This is a genomic window from Marinobacter sp. P4B1 (assembly GCF_001447135.1).
In the GTDB taxonomy this organism is placed as follows: Bacteria; Pseudomonadota; Gammaproteobacteria; order Pseudomonadales; family Oleiphilaceae; genus Marinobacter; species Marinobacter vinifirmus.
This window is the reverse complement of sequence record NZ_LLXM01000015.1, coordinates 967,702-990,140: the sequence shown is the minus strand read 5'-3', so window position 1 is coordinate 990,140 and position 22,439 is coordinate 967,702. Positions and strand designations below refer to the sequence as shown.

Sequence of the window (22,439 nt, the reverse complement as noted above, 5' to 3'; positions counted from 1 at the left end):
TAAAAGATAGCAGCCTTAAAAGTTGCTGCAGACAGGTATTTAACCAGCCACACCAGGCCGGCACCACTAGGCACTTGCCGAAACCGAAGGCGCTGCTGGCGCCGCGTTTGACAATGTTTTACATTAATGGGCCGTAACACACCCCGGTGACGGGAGCGGGTAACATGAATGCCACGCAAATTACTGGATCGTGAGCGCCTGGTTATGAAGAAAACGGACTGGCCCATTCGCTGGGATCTGCTGCTTCGCTATCGACTCATCGAAACCATCGCACTGTGGGAAGGTCGGCTGACCACCAACCACATCTGCCACAGTTTCGGAATCGGCCGGCAGCAGGCTTCCAAAGACATCAATACCTACCTTCGGGAGCTGGCACCGGGCAACCTGGTCTACGACCGGCACCTTAAAGGCTATGTCCCCGCCCGGGATTTCAAACCGGTGGTCACCCATGGCCAGGTCAGCGAATACCATGACCTGCTGGCCCGCCAGCAAAGGCTCGGGGCCACCTTCTCGGAGCTGGATCTGGGCCTGCCCGGCAACACCGTGGTCGTGGAGCCCTGCCGCCACATTGCGCCGGAAACCATGCGCGCGGTGGTAACCGCAACCCGTTACCGCCGCCAGCTGCGCGCCAGCTATATTTCCCTGAGCCGTCCTGAAGCCGCCGAAAGCCTGCTGGAACCCCATACCCTGGTGTGTACCGGCAATAACTGGCACGTCCGGGCCTGGTGCCATGCCAACCGCGAGTTCCGCGACTTTGCCCTGAGCCGCTTTCAGGGGCACCCGGAAGCCCTGCGCCAGAAAGCCCGGCAAACCGCCGGCCAGGATGACGACTGGCAGCGCACGGTAAGCCTGGAAATTACCCCCGACCAGCGGCTGACCGAACCCCAGCAGCAGATCATTGCCAACGACTACGGCATGGAACAGGGCAGGCTGTACCTTGAAACCCGCGCCGCCCTGGCACCCTATGTGCTGGCACGCATGGGCATTACGCTGGATAACCTGCACCCGGACCCGCTGGTGCAACAGGTGGAACTGGCCAATCCCGACCAACTCGGCTTTGGCAGCAAACGGGAACGGGCACTCAAAGCGGTTGCCGGTCTCTGCTAGACTGGCCCGGTGACCAAGCCAGAACGAATACCCCTTATCAGCCTGATCCTCGCCGCCCTGCTTCCTGCAGCGGCGGCGGCCTCCTGTGGCGATCCGGCAACCCCCATCCATCGCATCCAGTCTGATGGCACCCGCTCTCCCCTGGCCGGACAAACCGTTACTGTAGAAGGCATAGTTACCCGGGACGCCCGGGAACCCGGAGGCTTCAACGGCTTTTACCTGCAACAGGCCGACCACGAAACCGATAACAACCCAGCCACCTCCGAAGCCCTGTTTATCTACACCCGCAAAAAAGCCGGCAAGCCCGGGCAACGGCTGCGGGTGACCGGCACCGTCAAGGAGTTCCACGGGCTGACCGAACTGGTGGCTGTGCGGAACCTGAAAGTCTGCGGTACCGCGCCACTCCCGGAACCCATTGAGGTCAGCCTGCCCTGGCCCGAGGCACCGGAACACCTCGAAAACATGCGCGTGAGGTTCAGCCAGCCCCTGACCATCATCGACCACTACAACCTGGCCCGCTATGGCGAACTCACCCTGGCCAGCTCCGATCAGGTTACGCCCACCGAATACCTGCCCCCGGGCGCCAAAGCCGCTGCCCGAAGCCAACGTAACCAACTCCACCGGGTACTTCTGGACGACGGCAAAAGCCAGCGCCAGCCCAACCCCGTGCCCTGGCTGAACAACCTTGCCGGCGATGCACCCCTGCGCGCCGGCGACCGGGTAACCCGGCTTGAAGGCGTTCTGGATTTCCGGTTCAGCCAGTGGCGCCTGCAACCGTCCGTAATGCCCCGGTTCCAGCGCAACAATCCCCGCCCAGACGCACCACCGGCTCCGGCCCGGAACCATGTCCGGGTCATGGCCCTGAACCTGCAGAACTTCTTTAACGGCAATGGCCGGGGCAACGGCTTCCCGACACCCAGAGGTGCCGAATCCCTTCAGCAACTGGAGGTGCAGGCCTCGCGGCTGCGCAGTGCCATCCTGCAGGCCAAGCCGGACATCCTTGCGGTCAGTGAGCTGGAAAACGACGGTTACGGCCCGGACAGCGCTATCACGCAACTGGCAGAGACGCTCGGAGAACCATGGGCATTCATCAGGACCCCGGGGCAGGACGGCTCCGATGCCATTCGTACCGCACTGCTGTACCGCACAGACCGGGTTGTACCGGCCGGTCAGCCGCACCGGCTGCGCTCCGGTACATTCCGGCACCAGGGCCGTCCGCCACTGGCACAGGCGTTTCGCCCCGCAGCCGGCGGTGATGCTTTACAGGTAGTGGTGCCGCACCTGAAATCCAAATCCTGCCGGCAAGCCTCCGGCCAGGAGACCGACCGGCAAGACGGTCAGGGCTGCTACAGCCATCGCCGCAGCGAAGAAGCCGGGGCGCTGATCCGCTGGCTGGATTCCTTGCCCGCTCCCGCCCAATTCGCCGGCACCCTGATTACCGGCGACCTCAACAGCTATGCCATGGAAACACCGGTTCAGAGATTCCGACAGGCCGGATACCATAGCCAGGTACATCGCTTTTACCCCTGCGGGCCGGAGGCTTGCGCCTACCACAGCTATCGTTACCGGGGTGAGAAGGGCTCGCTCGATTACAGCCTGGCCGACAGGCACTTGCAGCCTCGGGTCCGCCACGCGCAAACCTGGAACATCAATGCCGATGAAGCCCGGGCGCTTGCCTACAACCAGCGCTCCGCCCTGTCAGGCCCTCAGCCGTGGCGGGCCTCGGACCACAATCCGATGATCACCGACATCCATCTGGGCAATAACTGACCCGACCGACCGCCAGCCCAGGCAACCCGGCAATAGCTCCCCGGCCACAGCCCGTTACACTGGGTGCCGGCTTGTTGTTACGAGGTTGTCCCCATGAGAATTCCTGCCCCCAATCTGTGGCCTGCCGCCCGCACCGGCCAGCGCTGGTTACTGCGTGCCCGCCGCAAGGAGGCCCTGGTCGACGGACACCGGCTGGTGTTTCTGGAGCGGGGCCGGCCGACACCGGGCAAACCGACCCTGGTGCTGATTCACGGCTTTGCCGCCATGAAAGAAAACTGGGCCCTGTGGATGCAGATGCTACCCGCAGACTGGCACCTGCTGGTGCCGGATGTGCCCGGCCTGGGAGAAAGTCAGTACCGGCCAGACGCCTGTTATCGCTATGAAAGCCAGGCCCGGCGGCTCGGACAATGGCTGTCAAGCTATGCCACCGACAACCTGCACATTGCCGGCAGCTCCATGGGCGGCGCCATTGCCTCGGTGATGGCGCACACGCTGGACCGGCCGCCGCGTACCGTCACCCTGCTGAACAGTGCCGGCATACCGGAACAGCCGGATGCCGACCTCAACGCACCGTTCAAAACCGACCGGGATGCCATCCTCATTCCCCGGGACTGGAGCGGGGTCTACCGAATGTTCAACAGCGTCGGCAACGGCAAACCGACTCTGCAGGGCCTGGCCATGACCGGCCTGCTGGGGCCAGACCTGCTGCAGCGCCGGGGTTCCCTGCGCCATATTTTCAACGACATGCTGGCAGACCCGCTGGCACCGGCCCGCTATCTGGGAACCGGAACCCCGCCGCTGCAGGTGCAATGGGGCGACAAAGACGTTATCACGCCCACCCGCTGCGTGGACTGGTTCGGAGCCGCCACGCCCCATGCCGAGGTACACGTCTTCCGGGGCGTGGGCCACCTGCCCATGCTGGAGAAACCCGGCCGCTCGGCGCGGGTACTGGAAGACTTTATTCGCCGGCACAGTCAGTGACAGGGCCGGCATACCGGCAATTGGCCTCTCCGGCCCGTTGACCCGTCACTGGAGTCATGGGGTCGGGCACGGCAAAAGGCCATAATCTGTGACTGACTCCCTTGCATAACAACAACAGACACTGACGAGGAAACCCATGCGCGCCTCCGTTTCTACCGCACAGGACCTGGGTATGCCGGCCATCTACCTGCATACCCTGGCCGAGCTGCTCCGCACCATTGGCGTCGACGAGCGGGACCTGATCCTCCGGGTCGGCCTGGACCCGGCCCGCCTGAACTCCACCGATCTCCGGGTCAGCCAGGCCCAGGCCAGTGAATTTGTTACCCGGGCGATCATCGAAAGCGGCGAACCTGGCCTGGGCATCATGCTGGCGAGGGAACTCCGGTTGCCCCTGCACGGAGCCCTGGGTACCGCGGTGATGAGCAGCCGTACCCTGGAAGAAGCGCTGGAGCTGATGACCCGTTACCTGACACTGCGGGCACCGCACCTGAAAGTGGAAAAGCACCTGAGTGGCCAGAACGCCCGTTACACCGTGTCCTGTGATGTCGAACTGGGGCCGCTGCAGGGCTTTGTGCTGGATGCCGTGCTGTACGGCTGTGTATCCATGGGAGCCCAGCTGACCGGGGCTGCGGTGCCCGGCACCCGGATTCTCCGGCGCGGCCCGGAGCCGAATCATTTCCACCGATTCCGTCGCGTGGTGGGCGTGCCGGTAGAGTATGGCGCCCATGAGGATGCCCTGGTGATTCCCGTCAGCCAGCTGGCACAGCAGGTCCGGTTCAGCAATGAACAGCTGGCAGAGAGCTCGCGGGAACAGTGTGAAGAAGCGCTGAAACAACTCACGGAAGACGCCGGCTTTGCCTGCCGGGTGCGCAGGGTGATCGAAACCAGCCATCCGTTTCCGCCGAAACTGGCCCGGGTCGCCAGTACCCTGTTTGTCTCGGAACGGACGCTCAAGCGCCGGCTGCAGGAAGAAGATGCCAGTTTCCAGAACCTGGTCGACCAGGTGCGGCTGGAGCGGGCACAGGACTTGCTCGGCACCACCGGCATGAACCTGAGCCAGATTGCCGATGCCCTGGGCTACGCCGATGCCGCCAACTTTACCCGTGCCTTCAAACGCTGGACCGGCCTGAGCCCGAGCCACTTCCGTGCCCGGGAAACCGGTTTCCGGAAAACCGCCTGAGTCAGTCGATGCCCAGAATCTTGTGCATCTGCAGGGTCAGGCGCCATTGCGGATGGGCCAGGCAGTAATCGGTCGCCTTGCGGGTATTGCTCTGTTTGACCGGATCATTGCCCTGGTCCGGCACCGAGGGCGAAGCCATCGGAGACAAAAAGTAATGCCGGGCCCGGATGCCCAGAAAGCGCTCCGGTGGGGCCAGCGGCTGAGGAAAGACCAACTTCAGTTCATCACACTCGGTTATCACCACCCCGGCATCCGCCTTGGGGCTCACACACAGCCAGTCGATACCGTCCGGCGCCGGCAGGGTGCCATTGGTTTCCACGCCCACTTCGAAGCCCTCGGCATGGAAGGCTGCAATCAGCGGCTCATCCAGCTGCAACAACGGCTCACCCCCGGTGCACACCACATAGGGTTTGCCAGGCGCGTCCGGCCACAGGCTGCGGATATGGGCCGCCAGCGCCTCGGCAGTTTCAAAGCGGCCGCCGTTCTGGCCATCGGTACCAACAAAGTCGGTATCGCAAAAATTGCACACCGCGGTCGCCCGGTCCTGCTCCCGGCCATTCCACAGATTGCATTTGCTGAACCGGCAGAACACCGCCGCCCGGCCCGCCTGGGCGCCTTCGCCCTGCAAGGTGTAAAAGGCTTCTTTCACCCGGTACATCAGGCATTGCCCTCGTAGGCCAGCGGATCTTCCAGGCCGTGGGCGGCGAACGCTTCCAGCCGCTCGACACAGGAACCGCAACGGCCGCAGGCTTTATCCCGGCCGTTGTAGCAGGTCCAGGTCTGGCTGTAATCCAGGCCAAGCTTCAGGCCTTCAGCCAGGATTTCGCCCTTGTCCAGGGCCATGAACGGCGCTTCGATACCCACCGGCTCGTAATTGGCGATGCGGCATACCGCGTCCATTTTCTCCACAAATTCGGGCCGGCAGTCCGGATAGATGGCGTGATCGCCGCCGTGGGCGCCATACCAGACAGCCCCAGCCCCCACAGTTACCGCGTAACCGGTGGCCAGGGACAGCAGAATCATGTTGCGGTTGGGCACCACGGTGGACTTCATGGAGTCTTCTTCATAGTGCCCTTCCGGCACCTCGGCGTCCGAAGTCAGGGAAGAACCGGCCATCACCTCGCTCATGGCGCGGATATCAATCACCTTGTGGGGAATACCCTCGGCCTGGCACACGGCGCGCGCCGCCTCCAGCTCCCGTACATGGCGCTGGCCGTAATTGAACGACAGCGCATGGACCTTCAGACCCCGGGAACGGGCCAGGTGGAGCAGGGTAAACGAGTCCATGCCTCCGGAATAAATAACGACAACAGTGTCAGTCATGGGAATCTCACCACAATAGCAGGGGGTGTGTCACAGGGCGTTCAAAGCTGAGCGGTATTGTAACAGCGCAAACACCGGTTGGGTTCGCGTCAACGCAGGATCGGCGGTAAACTCGGGAGAAAACGACAATGAACCAGAACCGACACCTGATGCAACCGGATTCCTGCCCAGCGTTTATCGACTTCGAGGCCTCCAGCCTTGACCTGATCGCCAGTTACCCGATCGAGGTTGGCCTGTGCCTGCCTGACGGCACCCTGCACAGCTGGCTGATCCGCCCCAACAGGCAATGGCAGGACTGGTCCGACAGTGCCGAGGCTATTCACGGTATCTCCCGCAGCCGGCTGGAGCAGGACGGCCGGCCGGTAGCCGAGGTTGTCGAACAGCTGAACGGGTTGCTGTCAGGGCAGGTGTTCTGTGATGCCTGGACCTTCGACAGCTTCTGGCTGCACCGCCTGTACCGGGCCGCCGGGGAAACACCGGCCTTCCAGCTGGAGTCCATCTCCATGCTGCTCGACCAAGCCCAGATCCGGCACTGGTCCGGCGTGCGCCAGCAGGTGATTGCCGAACTGGGCCTGCCGGTTCACCGGGCCGCCAACGACGCCCTGATCCTGCACCACACCTGGCAAAAACTTACTTGCCGGGGCGAAGCCTCAGTGCAATAACTTCCAGACCATCCCGGGCTGTATGCAGGGTCCAGTAGGTGGCCAGGGCCATCAGGCTGGCGCCCACAACGGTGAAGCTCAGGTTGTCTCCCACAGACTGCCCCTGGGCGATCACCAGGTAAACGGCAACGGCGGCGAGCAGTGCGATTTCAACGATAAAATCAGAACGGAACTTGTTACGGACGGGGGCAGGGTCTTCGGGCATTTTCTTCGGTTTCAACCTCTGTATTCGGTTTAAGTGTACCACTTGATTGGTGTGCAAATTATCGCCAATCCGGCCGGAATTGGCTGTAGGGACTAGTGGCTACGAAGTTTCCGAAGGCGAAAAAAAACGCAGCCCATGGGGGCTGCGTAGAAAGGAGAGATCCATCCGATACCTGATACGGAGGCATCGAGGATTGCACAACGTAAAAACACGTGACGGAACAAATTATGGCCCCGAGAGCCCACGGCGTCTGTACGGGTTTGCCGAATGGCGGAGGCTATTGCAAACCGGCCAATTGCCGATACACTGATACCGAACCGAAATCACAGAGCCGATAGGTCCAGAATGATTACCAAGTACACCGTTATTACCACCGCCGGTTGCCAAGCAGGGCAAGCCGTGCGCGCCATGGTGAAAGACATCTAACGGCTTTCGGTCAGTCCCGGGAGCCATTGCAGCGACCGGGGCAGCTTCTCTGCCAGACCCCGGTTGCCTCAGGCCCCGGGGTTTTCTGTTTTTGCAGCCGCAAAACGACAAGGAGAAGATCATGAGAAGACATCCGACTACACGGGCAGCCAACCAGCCAATGACCAACCGGCAGGCACCGATCAAACGTCCGGAAAAGCTGCCGCTGCTGGATGCGATTTGCAAGAAACTGAATCAGCGCGTCAACCTGGATGACGAGCAGCGGGTGCTGGGTCTGTACGAGCGTGGCTGGATTTTCAAGGGCGTGCTGAGCAACCTGGACGGCGCCGAGGCCCGCTATGTGCGTGCACTGGCCACCCGTTACAACTCCTGGATTGCCCGCCAGGTGGCCTGAACCAACGCAGGCTGGACCGGTCAGTGGTGCCGGTTCAGCCCCTGCATCTGCGCCATGTCGCCACCGTGGACCATGGCGTAGTTACTCACCACATCGTGAATTTTTTCCTGGGAATAGGGCTTGACCACGTAGCCGTTGGCGCCGGCACTGATTGCCCGCTGGATACTCTCAATCGAATCATCCGCCGTCACCAGCACGATGTGCTGCTCCTTGCGAACCTCCTTGAAGCGGGTCATCAACTCGTGGCCGTTGCCGTCCGGCAGCCCCAGGTCCAGCAGAATGATCTGGTATTCACTGGCGTCGAACGCTGCCCTGGCCGAAGCCGCATCACTGCATTCCGTCACCAGCGTTGCGCCCGCCTTGTACAGCATCTGTACCAGCCGCTCGCGCATGACCGGCTCGTCTTCAACCACCAGTACTCTCAGATCCGTCATCCATTCTCTCCTGTTGTGTCCCGTTACTCAGAATGAGTCATTGCCGGTTTTGCGCGGCAGCTCCAGCGGCGCCGGGCCCGGCCGGCCCTGTTCCCGCTCGCCGGCTGGCCGGCTGTCGGCACCCTCGCCGGCTCCGGCCCCTTCCCGCACCAGTATATTGCTGATGCTGACCGCCGTTGTGTACAACGAAATGGCCACAATCAGCAGCACCGGCTGCACAAAGGCCACAAACCCCGGGACTTCGGTATTGCCCACGATACTCAACATCAGAATGATGGACGGCCCCAGCACCACAAACAAGGTCAGGGCAATGAAAAAGACAATGCGCTCCTTGTACCGGCCCAGATCGCGGTTGGTCACCAGCCCCAGCACAAACTTGCCGATGGCCAGGCCTGCCATGATGGTCGCGGCAATGCTCAGGTCCGCCCGCATCAGGGTTTCATAGACATTGCCGTCCCACAGCCGCTGCATGGCAATGACAAGAAACGGAAACAACACAAACAGCACGTCTGCGTAGGTGCCGTACATCATGCTCAGTGAATTGTGTTCCTGGGGGCGATTCTGGTCACTCATGGGTCTGTTCCTGTCGGGTACCGGTGGTTGAAACCAGTGCCTTCAGAGCCTGGTCAATCATATGGTTCAGTTGTTCCAGCCGTTGTGCGATTTCCGGCCAGTCGTATTCATTCTGTCGCAGGCACTGCTCCAGCCTGCCCGCCTGTTCCGTCATCATCGGGTAGCCCATGGCTCCGGCCGTACCCTTGATCTGGTGGCTCTCGGTGCGCAGCACGTCAACATTCCGGTCGTCCAGGGCCAGCTTCATGCGGCGCTGGCGCTCCGCAAGGCCGGACAGGAAGCGGGAGACCAGGTGCGCCAGGTCATCATCAAGGCCCGAGCTGTCCACGGTCTGCGCTCCCAGATAGCGATCCAGCAGGGCCTGCAGGTGGCTCTGGTCGATGGGCTTGTTGAGCACGCCATCACAGCCGGCTGCCAGCAGGGCTTCGTTCTCGGCCTGGTCACCTGCGGTGAAGGCGATCAGGGGCCGGCGGAATCCGGCCTGGCGAAGCAGGCGTGTAGCTTCCACGCCGTCCATTCCCGGCATGTGGCGATCCATCAACACCAGGTGCACGGTATCCGACAGTGCACGGCGCACGGCTTCATCCCCCGAGGCCACCAGAACCGGGTCCAGGCCCAGGCGCCGGAGCATGCGCTCCACCAGCCGGCGGTTGTCCTCGTTGTCTTCGGCCACCAGAACCCGGCCGGAATAGCTCCTGTCCGCAGCAGTAACCGGCTCCGGGCAATGGGTCAGATAGCGGGCCAGCATCTCGTAGAACCGCTGCTTGTCGATCGGCTTGGCCAGGTGCTCGTTACAGCCGGCCATCCGATATTCCGCAATATCCTCGGCCATGACATTAGCCGTAAGGGCAATAATGGGCGTATTGATACCTGCTTCACGAATCGCCTGGGTGGCATCCCGGCCGTTCATGACCGGCATCTGGATATCCATCAGGATCAGGTCGAAGTCTTCGCGCCTTACCCGTTCCAGGGCTTCGGCACCGTTAGCCACATGCACCAGCTCGGCGCCGGTACGGGCCACCAGCAGGGACACCAGCCGCCGGTTCACTTCGTTGTCTTCGGCACACAGGATCCGGCCCGACAACCTCGGTGCCAGCACCATGGCAATGGCCCGTCTGCGCTGGCTGAATTCCGAGGCATCCCGCAGGAAGTGCACCTGCTGCAGGCCGCCGGTGCTGATGGAAACCTCGAATTCGCTGCCCTCGCCGTAGGTACTGGTTACCCGGATATCCCCTCCCAGCAGCTCCGCCAGCCGGCGGGAAATACTCAGCCCCAGCCCGGTGCCACCGTACTGGCGGGAAATGGCGGTACTGCCCTGGGCGAACGGATCAAACAACCGCTCCAGCTGCTCCGGCTTCATGCCAATACCGGTATCCACCACCCGGGCAATCAGGGTTTCAGCCTCGCGGTCACAGCGGATAACCAGGGAGATCGAGCCGCTTTCCGTGAATTTCAGCGCATTTGCACACAGATTGATGATGATTTGCCGGTATCGGGTGGGGTCCGTGCAGATCTGCTCTGGCAGCGGATACTCGCAAACAATGCGGAAATCCAGGCCTTTCTCCCGGGCCCGTGGCTCGAAGAACGCGCGGACTTCATCCAGCAACTCCGGCAGGTTCACCGGCACCACATCCACGTCCAGCTTGTTGGCGTCGATCTTGGAGTGGTCCAGGATATCGTTCACCAGCTCCAGCAGGTGCCGGCCACTGCGTACCACGGTTTCAGCGCTGCTGCGCTTTTCCCGGTCGTCCAGGTCCGGGTCCAGCAGGGTTTCGCCGTAACCGATGATCGCCGCCAGCGGCGTCCGGATTTCATGGCTCATGTTAGCCAGGAACTGGCTCTTGGCCTTGGCGGAGTTGCGGGCCAGCTCTTTCTCCAGCCGTTCCTGTTCCCGTTCACGCTCGATCTGCAGGCGCTGGTGGCTTTCGGTGGCATCGATGCAGGTACCTTCCAGGTGCACCGGCACGCCCTCGGCATCGTAGGCGGTGTGCAGGGAGATGGTCGCCCAGCGCTCCTCGCCCTCACGGGTAAAATACCGGGCTTCGATGCCTTTAACCGTGCCCCGGGCTTCCAGCTGTTCCACCACCAGCCGCCGCAGGCGCTCATCGGCTATGCAGGTTTCCAGCACGTCCGGATTTTCATCCAGCAGTTCACGGCTGCTGTTGTAACCCAGAAGCTCTGCCATGGCCGGGTTGGCGGTCACAAATTTCCGTTCCGGCGACATCTGGAACACGCCTTCGATAGCGTTGTTGAACAGCGACTGGTAACGCCCAAGGTTGGCCAGGGCCCGGCGGTTCCAGGCCATGGCTTCACCCTGCACCTGCTTGATGCGGTCGGCCAGGGCAAAGGAGAACAGGATGATCTGGGCAGTCAGCCCGAACTGCGGGGCGTAGGTGGTAAAGGTATTCAGCGGCAGGTAGCCCATCACCGTCAGGGCATAGATACCAAAGCCGATCAGCGCCATGGTCCAGGCGTAGAAGTAGGCCCGGGCGGCCGGGTTGTAGTAACGCCAGGACAGGTAACTGACCACAATCAGGATGATACTGAGCAGGATCGAATCCAGCACGATCCATTCCATCGCCACCGAATAGGGCATGAAGATGGACAGGCCAAAGGTGAGCACCACCGAATACAGGCACAGCCGCAGCACCTGGTCCAGGTCTGGCGAGCGCTCACGGGTTTCCAGCAGGGAGCGGGCCATCAGCAGGCCAAAGAACCAGGTCAGGATGATCTGGTAGTGCAGGTAATCCTTGTTCAGCAAGGCCGGCCGTTCATCCAGCAACTGCACGCCGTGGACCTGCTCGGTAGAAATAAACACCGCCGCACCCACCAGGTAGAGCACATAGTAGATGTTGCTGCGTTCGCGCACCGACACCGCCACAAACAGGTTGTAGGCCAGGATCGCCAGGATGGCACCGAGCAGCACCCCGCGCACCGCTTCATCAATAGAAACTTTCTCGATGTATTCGTTTGGGTGCCAGAGGGTGATGGGCAGGCGGAAGGTGTTGGTATTGGTGATGCGCAGGAATACCCGCGTGCGGCTGTCAGGAGGCAGCTTCAGCCGGAAAGTGGGGTTGGGCACGGCCAGGTCGCGGTCTTCCCAGTTGTCCTGGTAGCCGGCCTGGCGCTGATCTACCAGCATGCCATCCCGCTCAAGAAACAACTCGACGCTGTCCACCAGCGGTAGCGCCAGCTCCAGTATCCAGTCGGTCTCGCCCTGCAGGGCATGGGTACTCAGGTCAAAGCGGGTCCAGTAAGCAGACCCGGTGTAGCCGAAGTTGAGCACGCCGGCTTCATGCTGGGTGAAGGCTTCGGCCTCAAGATATCTGAGCTGATCAATCGACAGGCTCTGGTCCGGATCTTCCAGGTACCGCAAGCATCCGCCCAGGTCACGGATGGCACCGGTGTTCCGGTCAAGCCGGACTTCGCCACTGCGGCAGGCATCCTGGGCCATGGCCGGGGCCGGCAGAATCAGGGCTGCCAGTACAAGAAACAGGATCAGCACCGGAATCCCGGCCTGGGCGAACCGTTGCTGCAAAATGTGATCTCCGCGCGGGTAGCTGCGTGCTTTATCGTTTATTGTCAGCACAGCTCACTTTAGCCTTTCACAACGAATTTCGCACCCCGGGGCCTTCTGAAATGAGACATTCCTGCCTTTTTGTTGCCATATCACTGGCGTTGCTGACCCTGAGTGGATGCCGTCTGGAGAGTGGTGGCAGCGATGACTCCTCCGCCTTCAACCCGGCCGATGATGTCGACCTGACCTTCCGCACCTTTGACCTCACCGACACCGAACAGGCCCCGGACACTCTGAGCTTCACCCGTTTCAGTGATTTTTATCCGGGCATTGAGCCGGCCGGAAACGACGATACGGCCGGGAACCAGGAGCTTGTCGAAAGCATCCGGCGTCACATCGACCACTTTATCGGCACCCAACCGACAGACGATGGCAAGGCCTATACCCAGGTTCGAAACCCGCTCGACCTGATGAACCAGGTAATCAGCGTGGGCCGTGTGGATAACTTTGATGAAGGCAGGCGCTATATCCGCGAGCGAATCGCCTCGGGCGAAGCCGGTAATTACAACACCCGCAGCGCCGGCGCCATCATCCGGTTTACCGACCAGGATGCCGTGGCCAATCAGGAAGCGCTCAACAATCGCCAGTGGTTTTACCAGACCCTGGACTGGCGTTATCAGCCGCCTGCGGAAAACCTCGATGGCAAGGTTTACCGGGTGATTCAATATGTCGCCCGCAACGTTGAGGAAACGGAGCGCGAGCAGCAACCGCAGCTGCTCAGCCTGCTGTCCGGCAGCCGTTTCAACGCCAATGAATTCAGTAACCTTGGTTACAACCAGCCGGAGTTTGCCACCGTCGATTATGTCAGCCGGAGCTACGGCGGCATTGAGTTAAGGCAGGAGTTTGCAGCAGAGGCGCAGAAAGACACCCTGTACATCAAAAACCCGGACCAGCAGATACTCGACCTGAGCAGCTATCAGAGTGCCGATACCGACCCCAGTCCGGACTGCATCCGGGTTGAGCTGAACTACGCCATGAGCGAGGTACGCCTGTACACCTCCAATAACGAGCCGGCAAGGGTTCCGGATCCACAAGCGGATCCGGCCGACTACCCGACCGAAGAAGATATTCCCAGGGTCCCGAACGAGAACAACTGTACCTACCAGCCGGCAGACCAGGCCCTGACGTTCTGGAGTGCTGAATCGACCGCCAACCGGCAGTAGCGGCTACAAATCCCAGTTCTGCAAAAAGCCCTTCTTGCGGCTGATCATGCGCTCATAGGTGGAAATCATCAGGGCAGCGTGGGGGGCCTTGGTCATGCGCAGGGTTTCGATGCGGCGTTCAAGCCGCTCTACTTCGTTGCACAGCTGTTGCTGGACCTGGGAGCGCATGCTCTCGTGATAGTCCAGTTGCACGCGGCGGGGTTCGGGCGGGGACAGCCTTGATTTTGGCATAGGGGTCTCATCCATTGAGTCGTTGGTAACTTCCACATCCTGAAAGTCTTGCGTGAAAAAGTGTGCCGGACTGTCCGACAAAGTTCAATTAAAATGAACAAGCTTTCACTTTTTTTAACACTCCGTTAACCCCAGTGCCCCAACTCACGCTGCCACCAGCCTGCGGCGATGCTCCGGCAATAACGGAAACTGCTTGCACACAGTATAGACAAACTTCCCCAGCGCGGGTAAATGATGGCCGACTATCGGGAAGCCGGTATTGAGCAGGCTGACCGAAATATCCCGGGCCGGGTCCGCCCAGCAGAACTTGTTGATCAAGCCCACGTGGCCAAAGGCATAGCGGCTTTGCGGCCCCCAGAGCCCCACCGGATTGCCGCCCAGCATCATGCCGGCACTGAAGCGCATGGGCAGCATCATGGTACGGTCCACCTGGAGGGATCCGAACTGCTGGATCGCACGCCGAATGGTGAGTTCGCTGCAGATCCGCTGGCCATTCCAGGTACCGCCATTCAGCATCATCTGAAAGAACCGGCTCATCTCCTCAGCGGTGCCACACAGGTTACCGGCGGGAATCACCGCTTCCTGGAAACGGGGATCATTGGTCACTCGCTCAACGGTACCGATGTCGCCGCCCAGCGCCCGGTTAACAATCCAGGACACCGGAAACCTCGGGGTAGGCCCGGTGGCGTAGTTACTGGCCAGGTCCGGAAGGTGTTCCGCACCAATACCGTAGGTGAACCACTTCATGCCCATGGGCCCGCGCAGGTACTTGTCCAGGTAGGCATCGATGCTGTCGCCGGTCACCTTCTCCAGCACCCGCTGCAACACAAAGCCGCCGGTGATGGCGTGGTAAGCCACCTTGGCGCCGTCTACTTCCACCGGCCGGGCGTTACACAGCAATCGCCAGATTTCGTCTTTATCCCACAACACATCAATGGGGGTTTCCCGGGGAATGGCCGGAATGCCGCCCCGGTGCGACAGGATCTGGTGCACGGTTATGGTGCGCTTACCGCTGCTGGCAAATTCCGGGCAGTAGTAGGACACCGGGTCCATCAGGTTCACCAGCCCCTGCTCGGCCAGCATATGCATCAGCAAGGCAGTCACTGCCTTGGAGGCAGAGAAAAAGCAGACGGGGGTTTCGGTAGTCATCGGCATCCGGGGCATCGAGCGGGGATCGTGGGGCCCGTTACCCCGGCTATGACCGATGGCACGATGCAGCACCTGCTCGCCCCGATAACGCAAAGACAGCTGGATACCGGGATGAACCCCGGTCCGGTAAAGGGCTTCCACGCTGCGCCACACGGCTTCCGGAACCTCTGGGGCCAGGTCGACCCGTTCCGGGTGCTCCGAGGCAGTGTCCCGGAAGGTGACCGAGTGCAGGTCCCGGGGAATGGCGCTGAGGTTCAGGGCGCGGCGAGCCAGTGAATGCATATTGTTGCCTTTGTTTTATATCTGAATGGTTTCACTATAGATCAAAGCACATCATCCGGCAGCAACCGAGATGCAGTTACCGGCGCCCCGTGGTTTAATTCCGGCAAACCGTGATTGCAACAGGAGCCTGCATGACCCCCGGAATTCTCGCCGCCCAACGCGCCAGGGTGGCTTTTACCGTGCATGAGTACGAGCATGACCCGGCCGCCGAAAGCTACGGCAACGAGGCCGTGGAAAAAACCGGCGCCAATCCGGACCAGGTGTTCAAAACCCTGGTTGTCTCGCTGGATGGCAAAAACCTCGCCGTCGCCGTGGTGCCGGTATCCGCCATGCTCAGCCTGAAGCTGATTGCCCGGGCCGCCGGGGCCAAGAAGGCCGCCATGGCCGACAAACAGCTGGTTCAGCGCACTACCGGCTATGTTCTGGGGGGCGTCAGCCCGCTGGGGCAGAAGAAGCGCCTGAAGACGTTTATCGACGACTCGGCCCGCAACTTCGCAACCCTGTTTGTCAGCGCCGGAAAACGGGGCCTGGAGATCGAACTGGCTCCGGATGACCTGGCCAGGCTCACCGGGGCCACCTTCGCGCCCCTGCAACAGGACTGACCCGGTGAATCACGCCAACGACCTTATCCTGATTGGCGCCACCCTGTTATTGGCCCTGGCGGCCCATGCGGTCGGCCAGAAAGTACATGTGCCCCGGGTCACCCTGTTGCTGTTGCTGGGCGCCCTGGCAGGGCCGGACCTTCTGGACCTGCTGCCGGCAGATGCCAGCCAGAGCTTTCACCTGATTACCCAGCTGACCCTGGCTATGGTGGGCTTTCTGCTGGGCGAGCGGATGTCTGCCCGGGACCTCAAGCAGGGCAAGGAGGCTCTGATTGTCAGCCTGGTGGTCACCTTTGTGACCGCTGCAGCCGTTACCTTCGCTACCTGGTGGGCCACCGGCAACCTGGCGGCAGCGCTTTTGCTGGGCGGCATTTCCACCGCCACGGCACCGGCCGCCACGCTGGATGTACTGCGGGAATCCGGCGCCAACGGCCCGCTGACCCGGCTGGTGTTCCAGGTGGTAGCCATCGACGACGCCTGGGGCGCCATCCTGTTCAGTATCCTGCTGGTCAGCGCCGGACTGCTGATTGGCAACGGCGATACCCATGGCCCTACGGCCATGTTACACGGGGTGATGGAGGTCGGAGGCTCGGTACTGCTGGGTATTGTGCTGGGCCTACCCATGGCGTGGCTGACCGGCCGGCTGCGGCCCGGTGAGCCCATGCTGCTGGAATCCGCCGGCTTTGTGTTTGTAGCCGCGGGGCTGGCCGGCTGGCTCGGCTTGTCTTACCTGCTCACCTGCATGACCCTGGGCGTGGTCGTGGCCAACCGGGCCCGGCACCATGTTCGGCCATTCCGTTCAATCGACGGTATTTCCGAACCCTTCCTGGCACTGTTCTTCTTTATGGCGGGCTACCAGCTGGACTGGCTGGCACTGCCAACACTGGGCGCACTGGGAGTGGCCTATGTGCTGGCCCGGGTGGCAGGGCGCTTTGCCGGTGGCTATCTGGGCAGCGTGCTGGCCGGCTCGGCGCCCGATACCCGTAGCCGCATCGGGGCCTGCCTGATGCCCCAGGCAGGCGTAGCCCTGGGCCTGGCGCTGGTAGCCACCGAACGGCTACCGGAACTGGGTTACATCCTGCCACTGGTCATCGGCGCGACAGTGGTATTCGAGATCATTGGCCCGCCACTGACGCTGATCCAGCTGCGCAAGGCGGGTGAGACCGGCAAGGGCTACCAGGAAGACCCTGACGAGGACGACTAGACAACAAAAAAACCGGAGAGCCAATGGCTGTCCGGTTTTTTGATCAGGGCCGGGAACCATCCCGGCCTGACACTGAGCCTCAGCTCACAGATGCCTGGGCGTCGACCAGGATCTTGTTCAGCGTAGCGCTGGGCTGCATAACGGCAGACACTTTCTCCGCCGGCGCGTGGTAGTAACCACCGATATCCGCCGGATTGCCCTGTACCACCGTCATTTCTTCCAGGATCTTGTCCTTGTTCTCTTCCAGCTGTGCTGACAGCTTGGCAAAGAACTCTTTCAGTTCCTTGTCCTCATCCTGCTTGGACAGCTCTTCCGCCCAGTAACGGGCCAGGTGGAAGTGGGAACCCCGGTTGTCCAACTCGCCGGTCACACGGGACGGAGACTGGTTGTTCTCCAGCAGCTTTTCGGTAGCCTTGTCCAGGGTCTGGCCCAGCAGGCGGGCGCGCTGGTTGTTCTGCTTCTCGCCCAGCTCGTCCAGGGACACTGCGGTGGCCAGGAATTCACCCAGGGAATCCCAACGCAGGTGGTTTTCCTGGATCAGCTGCTGTACGTGCTTGGGTGCGGAACCGCCAGCACCGGTCTCGTACAGACCACCGCCGTTCAGCAGCGGCACGATGGACAGCATCTTGGCGCTGGTGCCCAGCTCCAGGATCGGGAACAGGTCGGTCAGGTAGTCACGCAGCACGTTGCCGGTTACGGAAATGGTATCCAGGCCACGGATCAGGCGCTCCATGGTCCAGCGGATAGCACGAACCGGAGACATGATGTGGATTTCCAGGCCTTCGGTGTCCAGCTCGGCCAGGTACTTCTCGACCTTCTTGATCAGCTGGGCATCGTGGGCACGCTCGTCGTCCAGCCAGAATACCGCCGGCATACCGCTGGAACGTGAACGGTTGACCGCCAGCTTGACCCAGTCGCGGATCGGCAGATCCTTGGTCTGGCAAGCGCGCCAGATATCGCCTTGCTCAACGTTGTGCTCAGTCAGCACAGTGCCGTCTTCAGCGACAACGCGAACGATACCGTCTTCCTTGATTTCGAAGGTCTTGTCGTGGGAGCCGTACTCTTCCGCCTTCTGGGCCATCAGGCCGACGTTCGGCACGGTACCCATGGTGGTGGGATCGAACGCGCCGTGGGTCTTACAGAAGTTGATCACTTCCTGGTAGATGGTGGCGTAGGTGGACTCAGGCATAACCGCCTTGGTGTCCTTCAGCTTGCCATCACGGGCCCACATCTTGCCGGAGTTACGGATCATTGCCGGCATGGAGGCGTCTACGATCACGTCGCTCGGTACGTGCAGGTTGGTGATACCTTTAACGGAATCAACCATGGCGATTTCCGGGCGGTGCTCGTAGCAGGCGTGCAGGTCTTCCTGGATTTCTTCCTGCTTGGATTCCGGCAGTTGCTTGATCTTCTCAACTACGGAAGACAGGCCGTTGTTCGGGTTTACGCCGATTTCATTGAACAGGTCACCGTACTTGTCGAACAGCTCCTTGAAGAACACCTTCACCGCGTGACCGAAAACGATCGGGTGAGAGATTTTCATCATGGTGGCTTTCACGTGCAGGGAGAACATCACACCGGTCTTTTCGCAGTCTTCGATGGCGCCTTCGAAAAACTTCACCAGTTCCTTCTTGCTCATGAACATGCCGTCGAGCACTTCGCCTTCCAGCAGCGGCAGGTCGGATTTCAGAACGGTTTGCTCACCCTTCTTGTTCTCGAACACGATGCGGGCGTTGGTGGCCTTGTCCAGGGTTACAGACTGCTCGCTGGAGTAAAAGTCGCCACCGCGCATGTGCGCCACGTGGGTACGGGAAGCCGGGCTCCACTCACCCATGGTGTGCGGGAACTTGCGGGCAAAGGCTTTTACCGCAGCCGGTGCACGGCGGTCGGAGTTACCTTCACGCAGTACCGGGTTAACGGCACTGCCCAGCACTTTGGAGTAACGTGCGTGGATTTCTTTCTCTTCGTCGGTTGCCGGGTTTTCTTTGTACTCGGGAACCTTGTAGCCCTGCTCATTCAGCTCTTTGATAGCGGCACGCAGCTGGGGAATGGACGCAGAGATGTTCGGCAGCTTGATGATGTTGGCGTCCGGATCCTTGGTGTACTCACCCAATTCAGCCAGGGCATCCGGCACCCGCTGGTCTTCCTCGAGGTAGTCCGGGAAGCCTGCCAGAATACGCGCCGCGAGAGAGATGTCGCTGGTTTCGAAGTCGATACCAGCCGGCTTGGCGAAGGTTTCCAGGATGGGAAGCAGTGACCGGGTCGCGAGGGCGGGTGCCTCGTCGGTCAACGTGTAGACAATCTTGGATTTGGAGTTGCTCATTTTCGTCCTCAGGCTATGGGGTGGGTTCAGGACGGTCATGGCGCATTCGGGCGTCTTGTGAACGTCCGGTTTTGCCAGTGACTGATTCGGAACTTTTGATAGACCTACTAAGATAGCATTTTTTGCGGAATTTTGATTACGATCTTAGTATAAGAACGTACGGATAATGCCTGATCTTCGGTTACAGGCTGATGAAATGGCGGGAATTTACGAAACTTTCTAACATTTGTTCGTTTTTCTGGCTTTGGAGTGATCGCGGTGGGGGAAAGCCCTCCCAAAACACGCTCCTTCGGCCCATCCATGGGGCGCTTGGGCTCCGCCATCCATGGCTCCGCACAGTTTTGGGAGGGCTTTCCCCCACCGCTCATCGGACTGCCGGGCTGGTTTCCGCAACCCTTTGCTAAGCGATGACGGCCGTCACTTTGTCAACAAAACACCCCTGATCATTCCGGTAACAAGCCGGCTGCAGCCAAACGCTCCCGAATCTGATCCAGCGCTTCCGGGTTACCCAGGGCATCCCGGTTATCGGCTTTGTTCGAGCCGTTGATCAGTCGGGCGACTGCCAGCTCGACCTTTTTGCCGCTGCGGGTGTAGGGGATGTCGGGCACTTCGACGATGTGCCTGGGTACGTGCCTTGGGCTTGCGCCTTCGCGGATTCGGGTTTTCAGGGTTTTGGCCAGGTCGTCGGTGACGGTCTGGCCTTCGGCTGGTACGACGAACAGCACCACTTCGACATCGCCGTCGATCTGGCGGCCAACCACGAGGCTGTCTTTCACCTCATCGATGGTTTCAACCTGGCGGTAGATTTCGGCGGTGCCGATTCTTACGCCGCCGGGGTTGAGGGTGGCGTCGGAGCGGCCGTAGATGATGGCGCCTCCGTGTTCGGTGAATTCGATGAAGTCGCCGTGGGCCCAGACGCCGGGGAAGGTGTTGAAGTAGGCGTCTTTATAGCGTTCACCGTCCGGGTCCTGCCAGAAGCTGACGGGCATGGACGGCAGCGGCTGGCGGCAGACGAGTTCGCCGCGGCCTTCGCTGACCGGTTGGCCGTCGTCGCCGTAGGCCACAGCATCTACCCCCAGCAAACGGCACTGGATTTCGCCTCTTCGTACCGGCAACAGTGGGGTAGACCCCACAAAGCAGCCGCAGATGTCGGTGCCGCCGGCGATGGAGCCGAGCAGGGCATTAGGGGCGCCGTCGCTGTAGATCCAGTCGTAGTCTTCCGGCAGCAGTGGCGAGCCGGTGGAGAACACCACGCGCAGAGGGTTCTGGTCCAGGGTTTTGGCCGGTTGCAGTTCGGCTTTGCGGCAGCCGGCGATGAAGCGGGCGCTGGTGCCGTAGTGGGTGACCCGTTCCCTGGCTACGGTTTCCCACAGGAAATTAAGGCTCGGGTAACCCGGGGAGCCATCCACGGTGATCACGGCGGCGCCGGTCATCAGGGCGGAGGCCTGCCAGTTCCACATCATCCAGCCGCAGGTGGTGAAGTACAGGAAGCGGTCTTCCGGGCCCACGTCGCCGTGGAGCATGAGTTCCTTGGCGTGGTTGACCAGCAAACCGGCGGTGCCGTGCACGATGCACTTGGGTTTGCCGGTGGTGCCGGAGGAATAGAGGATGTAGACGGGGTGGTCCGGGTCCACCGGGGTGAACGAGGGCGCCTGGCCTTCGCCGGCTTTGAGGGCGTCGTCCCAGGTGGTCACCAGTTCGCCGGGGATCAGGGCTTCATCGGGCAGTTGGGCAATGCTGACCACCACCTTCAGGGAGGGCAGGCCGGCGATCAGTTCGGCGAAGTCGTCCTGGCGGGCGAACACCTTGCCGCCATAGCCGTAGCCGTTCACCACAATCAGGGCCGAAGGCTCAATCTGGCCGAAGCGGTCGTTGATGGCGCCGATGCCAAAGTCCGGGGAGGCGGAGCTCCAGATCGCACCGAGGCTGGTGGCTGCCAGCATGCCGACCAGGGCTTCATAACCATTGGTAACCACCCCGGCCACGCGGTCGCCCTTGGCAATGCCCTTGCTGCGCAGGAAGGCTTCCAGGGCGCCAGCGTCGGCTTTCAGTTCAGCGTAGGTCTTGCGCAATACCGGGCGGGTTTCGCAGTAGGCCACCACGGCTTCTGTATCAGCATGATCGCCGTCCGCCAGCCGTAGCAGGTTGGCGGCGAAGTTCAGCTTCATACCCGGGAACCATTCCACACCGGGCATTTCCCGGTTGCCAAGTACCCGTTTGGCCGGTGTCTCGCAGACCAGGTCGCAGTAGTCCCAAACCTTCTGCCAGAAGGTGTCCAGTTCGGTAATCGACCACTGGTGCAGGGCGTGGTAATCGGCAAAGGGCCCAAAGCCCTGCTGCTCCAGCCAGGCCTTGAACTGGCCCATGCGGGACCGAGTGAGAGTGTCCTGGTCCGGCGTCCAGACCACCGGTGATTGTTGTGTGTTGCTCATCCGTTTCTCCGGATTGTTGTTAGTGTTCAGCTATAGCGGGCACTTCTAGCCAAGACGCACAAAGGGTAGCAAGGAAAATCCCAGAATCACGACAATCGCCACCAGCGCCGCCAGAAAGGTCGCCGGTCGTTTGCGGAACTGGTACCACAGCCCTGTTTCTCCCCGCTCGCAGCGACTCTGGTATTGCTCACGCTGGCTTTCCAGCCGCTGTGCCTGGTACTCATCCAGTAACCCCCGGGCCCGGGCGGCTTCGTCGTCATCATGGGCCCAGAAGCCGCCCATGCTGATGCCCCAGCGGCTGGGCGGGGTTTCGTAATAGCGCACCTCGTGTTCTTCAAACAGGGCGCGGATTTCCTCGGCCTCGTCATCGGGTACGTTACGCAGGTTCATCAGGTGGTGGGGCATGGGTTTCCCGGCTGGC

At 61.3% G+C, this 22,439-nt stretch carries 21 protein-coding genes; 9 read left to right on the top strand and 12 right to left on the bottom strand.

Translation table 11 applies throughout. From position 1 onward, the window contains the following. The first annotated feature begins 204 nt into the window (after positions 1-204). The 4 genes from AQ621_RS16060 to AQ621_RS16045 all read left to right on the top strand — a co-directional run bounded on the left by AQ621_RS16060 (position 205) and on the right by AQ621_RS16045 (position 5,038). Positions 205-1,107, top strand: a complete 903-nt coding sequence (locus AQ621_RS16060) for a helix-turn-helix transcriptional regulator (protein ID WP_145840301.1) — start codon at positions 205-207, stop codon at positions 1,105-1,107. 9 nt (positions 1,108-1,116) lie between these two features. Then, complete coding sequence (locus tag AQ621_RS16055; protein ID WP_058342245.1) at positions 1,117-2,877, top strand: ExeM/NucH family extracellular endonuclease; 1,761 nt, start codon at positions 1,117-1,119, stop codon at positions 2,875-2,877. 93 nt (positions 2,878-2,970) lie between these two features. Further along, on the top strand, positions 2,971-3,858 hold the full coding sequence (locus AQ621_RS16050) for an alpha/beta fold hydrolase (protein ID WP_058342244.1): 888 nt from the start codon (positions 2,971-2,973) through the stop codon (positions 3,856-3,858). Between the two features lie 136 nt (positions 3,859-3,994). Beyond that, positions 3,995-5,038 carry an AraC family transcriptional regulator gene (locus AQ621_RS16045; protein ID WP_058342243.1) on the top strand — a complete coding sequence of 348 codons (1,044 nt, stop codon included), beginning with the start codon at positions 3,995-3,997 and terminating at the stop codon, positions 5,036-5,038. Between the two features lies 1 nt (position 5,039). Here the strand turns inward: AQ621_RS16045 and queE are convergent, their stop codons facing one another. Further along, positions 5,040-5,696, bottom strand: coding sequence for a 7-carboxy-7-deazaguanine synthase (gene queE / locus AQ621_RS16040; RefSeq protein WP_058342242.1), 657 nt, complete (start codon positions 5,694-5,696; stop codon positions 5,040-5,042). Beyond that, a complete protein-coding gene (gene queC, locus AQ621_RS16035; RefSeq protein WP_058342241.1) occupies positions 5,696-6,361 on the bottom strand; it encodes a 7-cyano-7-deazaguanine synthase QueC in 666 nt (221 codons plus the stop codon). The genes queE and queC overlap by 1 nt, the downstream gene beginning before the upstream one ends. 149 nt (positions 6,362-6,510) lie before the next feature. On the opposite strand from queC, the gene AQ621_RS16030 reads away from it, so the two are divergent. Beyond that, complete coding sequence (locus AQ621_RS16030; protein WP_058342472.1) at positions 6,511-7,023, top strand: 3'-5' exonuclease; 513 nt, start codon at positions 6,511-6,513, stop codon at positions 7,021-7,023. On the opposite strand, the gene AQ621_RS16025 is transcribed toward AQ621_RS16030, so the two are convergent. Further along, entirely contained in the window at positions 6,992-7,243 is a 252-nt protein-coding gene (locus AQ621_RS16025) for a hypothetical protein (protein ID WP_227508371.1), read from the bottom strand. The two genes, AQ621_RS16030 and AQ621_RS16025, sit on opposite strands and share 32 nt — an antisense overlap. A 532-nt stretch (positions 7,244-7,775) precedes the next feature. Here AQ621_RS16025 and AQ621_RS16020 point away from each other — a divergent pair. Continuing rightward, on the top strand, positions 7,776-8,048 hold the full coding sequence (locus AQ621_RS16020) for a hypothetical protein (protein WP_036220218.1): 273 nt from the start codon (positions 7,776-7,778) through the stop codon (positions 8,046-8,048). A gap of 20 nt (positions 8,049-8,068) precedes the next feature. On the opposite strand, the gene AQ621_RS16015 is transcribed toward AQ621_RS16020, so the two are convergent. Genes AQ621_RS16015 through AQ621_RS16005 form a run of 3 tightly spaced genes read right to left on the bottom strand, consistent with a single transcriptional unit; the run spans position 8,069 to position 12,593 of the window. Continuing rightward, the gene (locus AQ621_RS16015; protein ID WP_058342239.1) at positions 8,069-8,482 is read right to left on the bottom strand and encodes a response regulator; all 414 of its coding nucleotides are present in this window, start codon (positions 8,480-8,482) and stop codon (positions 8,069-8,071) included. A 27-nt stretch (positions 8,483-8,509) separates the two neighbouring features. Further along, complete coding sequence (locus AQ621_RS16010) at positions 8,510-9,055, bottom strand: hypothetical protein (protein WP_058342238.1); 546 nt, start codon at positions 9,053-9,055, stop codon at positions 8,510-8,512. Beyond that, positions 9,048-12,593, bottom strand: a complete 3,546-nt coding sequence (locus tag AQ621_RS16005; RefSeq protein WP_058342237.1) for a response regulator — start codon at positions 12,591-12,593, stop codon at positions 9,048-9,050. Before AQ621_RS16005 ends, AQ621_RS16010 begins: the two co-directional genes overlap by 8 nt. A 101-nt stretch (positions 12,594-12,694) precedes the next feature. On the opposite strand from AQ621_RS16005, the gene AQ621_RS16000 reads away from it, so the two are divergent. Further along, positions 12,695-13,795 (top strand): hypothetical protein, encoded by a 1,101-nt coding sequence (locus AQ621_RS16000; protein WP_058342236.1) that lies wholly within the window; start codon positions 12,695-12,697, stop codon positions 13,793-13,795. Between the two features lie 3 nt (positions 13,796-13,798). Here the strand turns inward: AQ621_RS16000 and AQ621_RS15995 are convergent, their stop codons facing one another. Together AQ621_RS15995 and AQ621_RS15990 are read right to left on the bottom strand one after the other, a co-directional pair. Further along, positions 13,799-14,026, bottom strand: coding sequence for a hypothetical protein (locus tag AQ621_RS15995; RefSeq protein WP_227508370.1), 228 nt, complete (start codon positions 14,024-14,026; stop codon positions 13,799-13,801). A gap of 144 nt (positions 14,027-14,170) precedes the next feature. Continuing rightward, on the bottom strand, positions 14,171-15,457 hold the full coding sequence (locus AQ621_RS15990) for a serine hydrolase domain-containing protein (RefSeq protein ID WP_058342234.1): 1,287 nt from the start codon (positions 15,455-15,457) through the stop codon (positions 14,171-14,173). Between the two features lie 131 nt (positions 15,458-15,588). Here AQ621_RS15990 and ybaK point away from each other — a divergent pair, with 131 nt between their 5' ends. Both ybaK and AQ621_RS15980 read left to right on the top strand, forming a co-directional pair. Then, the gene (gene ybaK, locus AQ621_RS15985; RefSeq protein ID WP_058342233.1) at positions 15,589-16,059 is read left to right on the top strand and encodes a Cys-tRNA(Pro) deacylase; all 471 of its coding nucleotides are present in this window, start codon (positions 15,589-15,591) and stop codon (positions 16,057-16,059) included. Positions 16,060-16,063: 4 nt separating this feature from the next. After that, entirely contained in the window at positions 16,064-17,263 is a 1,200-nt protein-coding gene (locus AQ621_RS15980; RefSeq protein WP_058342232.1) for a cation:proton antiporter, read from the top strand. A gap of 79 nt (positions 17,264-17,342) precedes the next feature. Here the strand turns inward: AQ621_RS15980 and AQ621_RS15975 are convergent, their stop codons facing one another. The 4 genes from AQ621_RS15975 to AQ621_RS15965 form a co-directional block, all read right to left on the bottom strand. Beyond that, on the bottom strand, positions 17,343-19,586 hold the full coding sequence (locus AQ621_RS15975) for an NADP-dependent isocitrate dehydrogenase (RefSeq protein ID WP_058342231.1): 2,244 nt from the start codon (positions 19,584-19,586) through the stop codon (positions 17,343-17,345). Positions 19,587-19,693: 107 nt separating this feature from the next. After that, positions 19,694-19,909: a hypothetical protein gene (locus tag AQ621_RS17565; RefSeq protein WP_145840293.1), complete on the bottom strand. Its 216-nt coding sequence runs from the start codon at positions 19,907-19,909 to the stop codon at positions 19,694-19,696. Positions 19,910-20,029: 120 nt separating this feature from the next. Continuing rightward, positions 20,030-22,018 (bottom strand): acetoacetate--CoA ligase, encoded by a 1,989-nt coding sequence (locus tag AQ621_RS15970; RefSeq protein WP_058342230.1) that lies wholly within the window; start codon positions 22,016-22,018, stop codon positions 20,030-20,032. 45 nt (positions 22,019-22,063) lie between these two features. Then, a complete protein-coding gene (locus tag AQ621_RS15965) occupies positions 22,064-22,423 on the bottom strand; it encodes a DUF6164 family protein (protein ID WP_058342229.1) in 360 nt (119 codons plus the stop codon). Positions 22,424-22,439 lie beyond the last annotated feature (16 nt).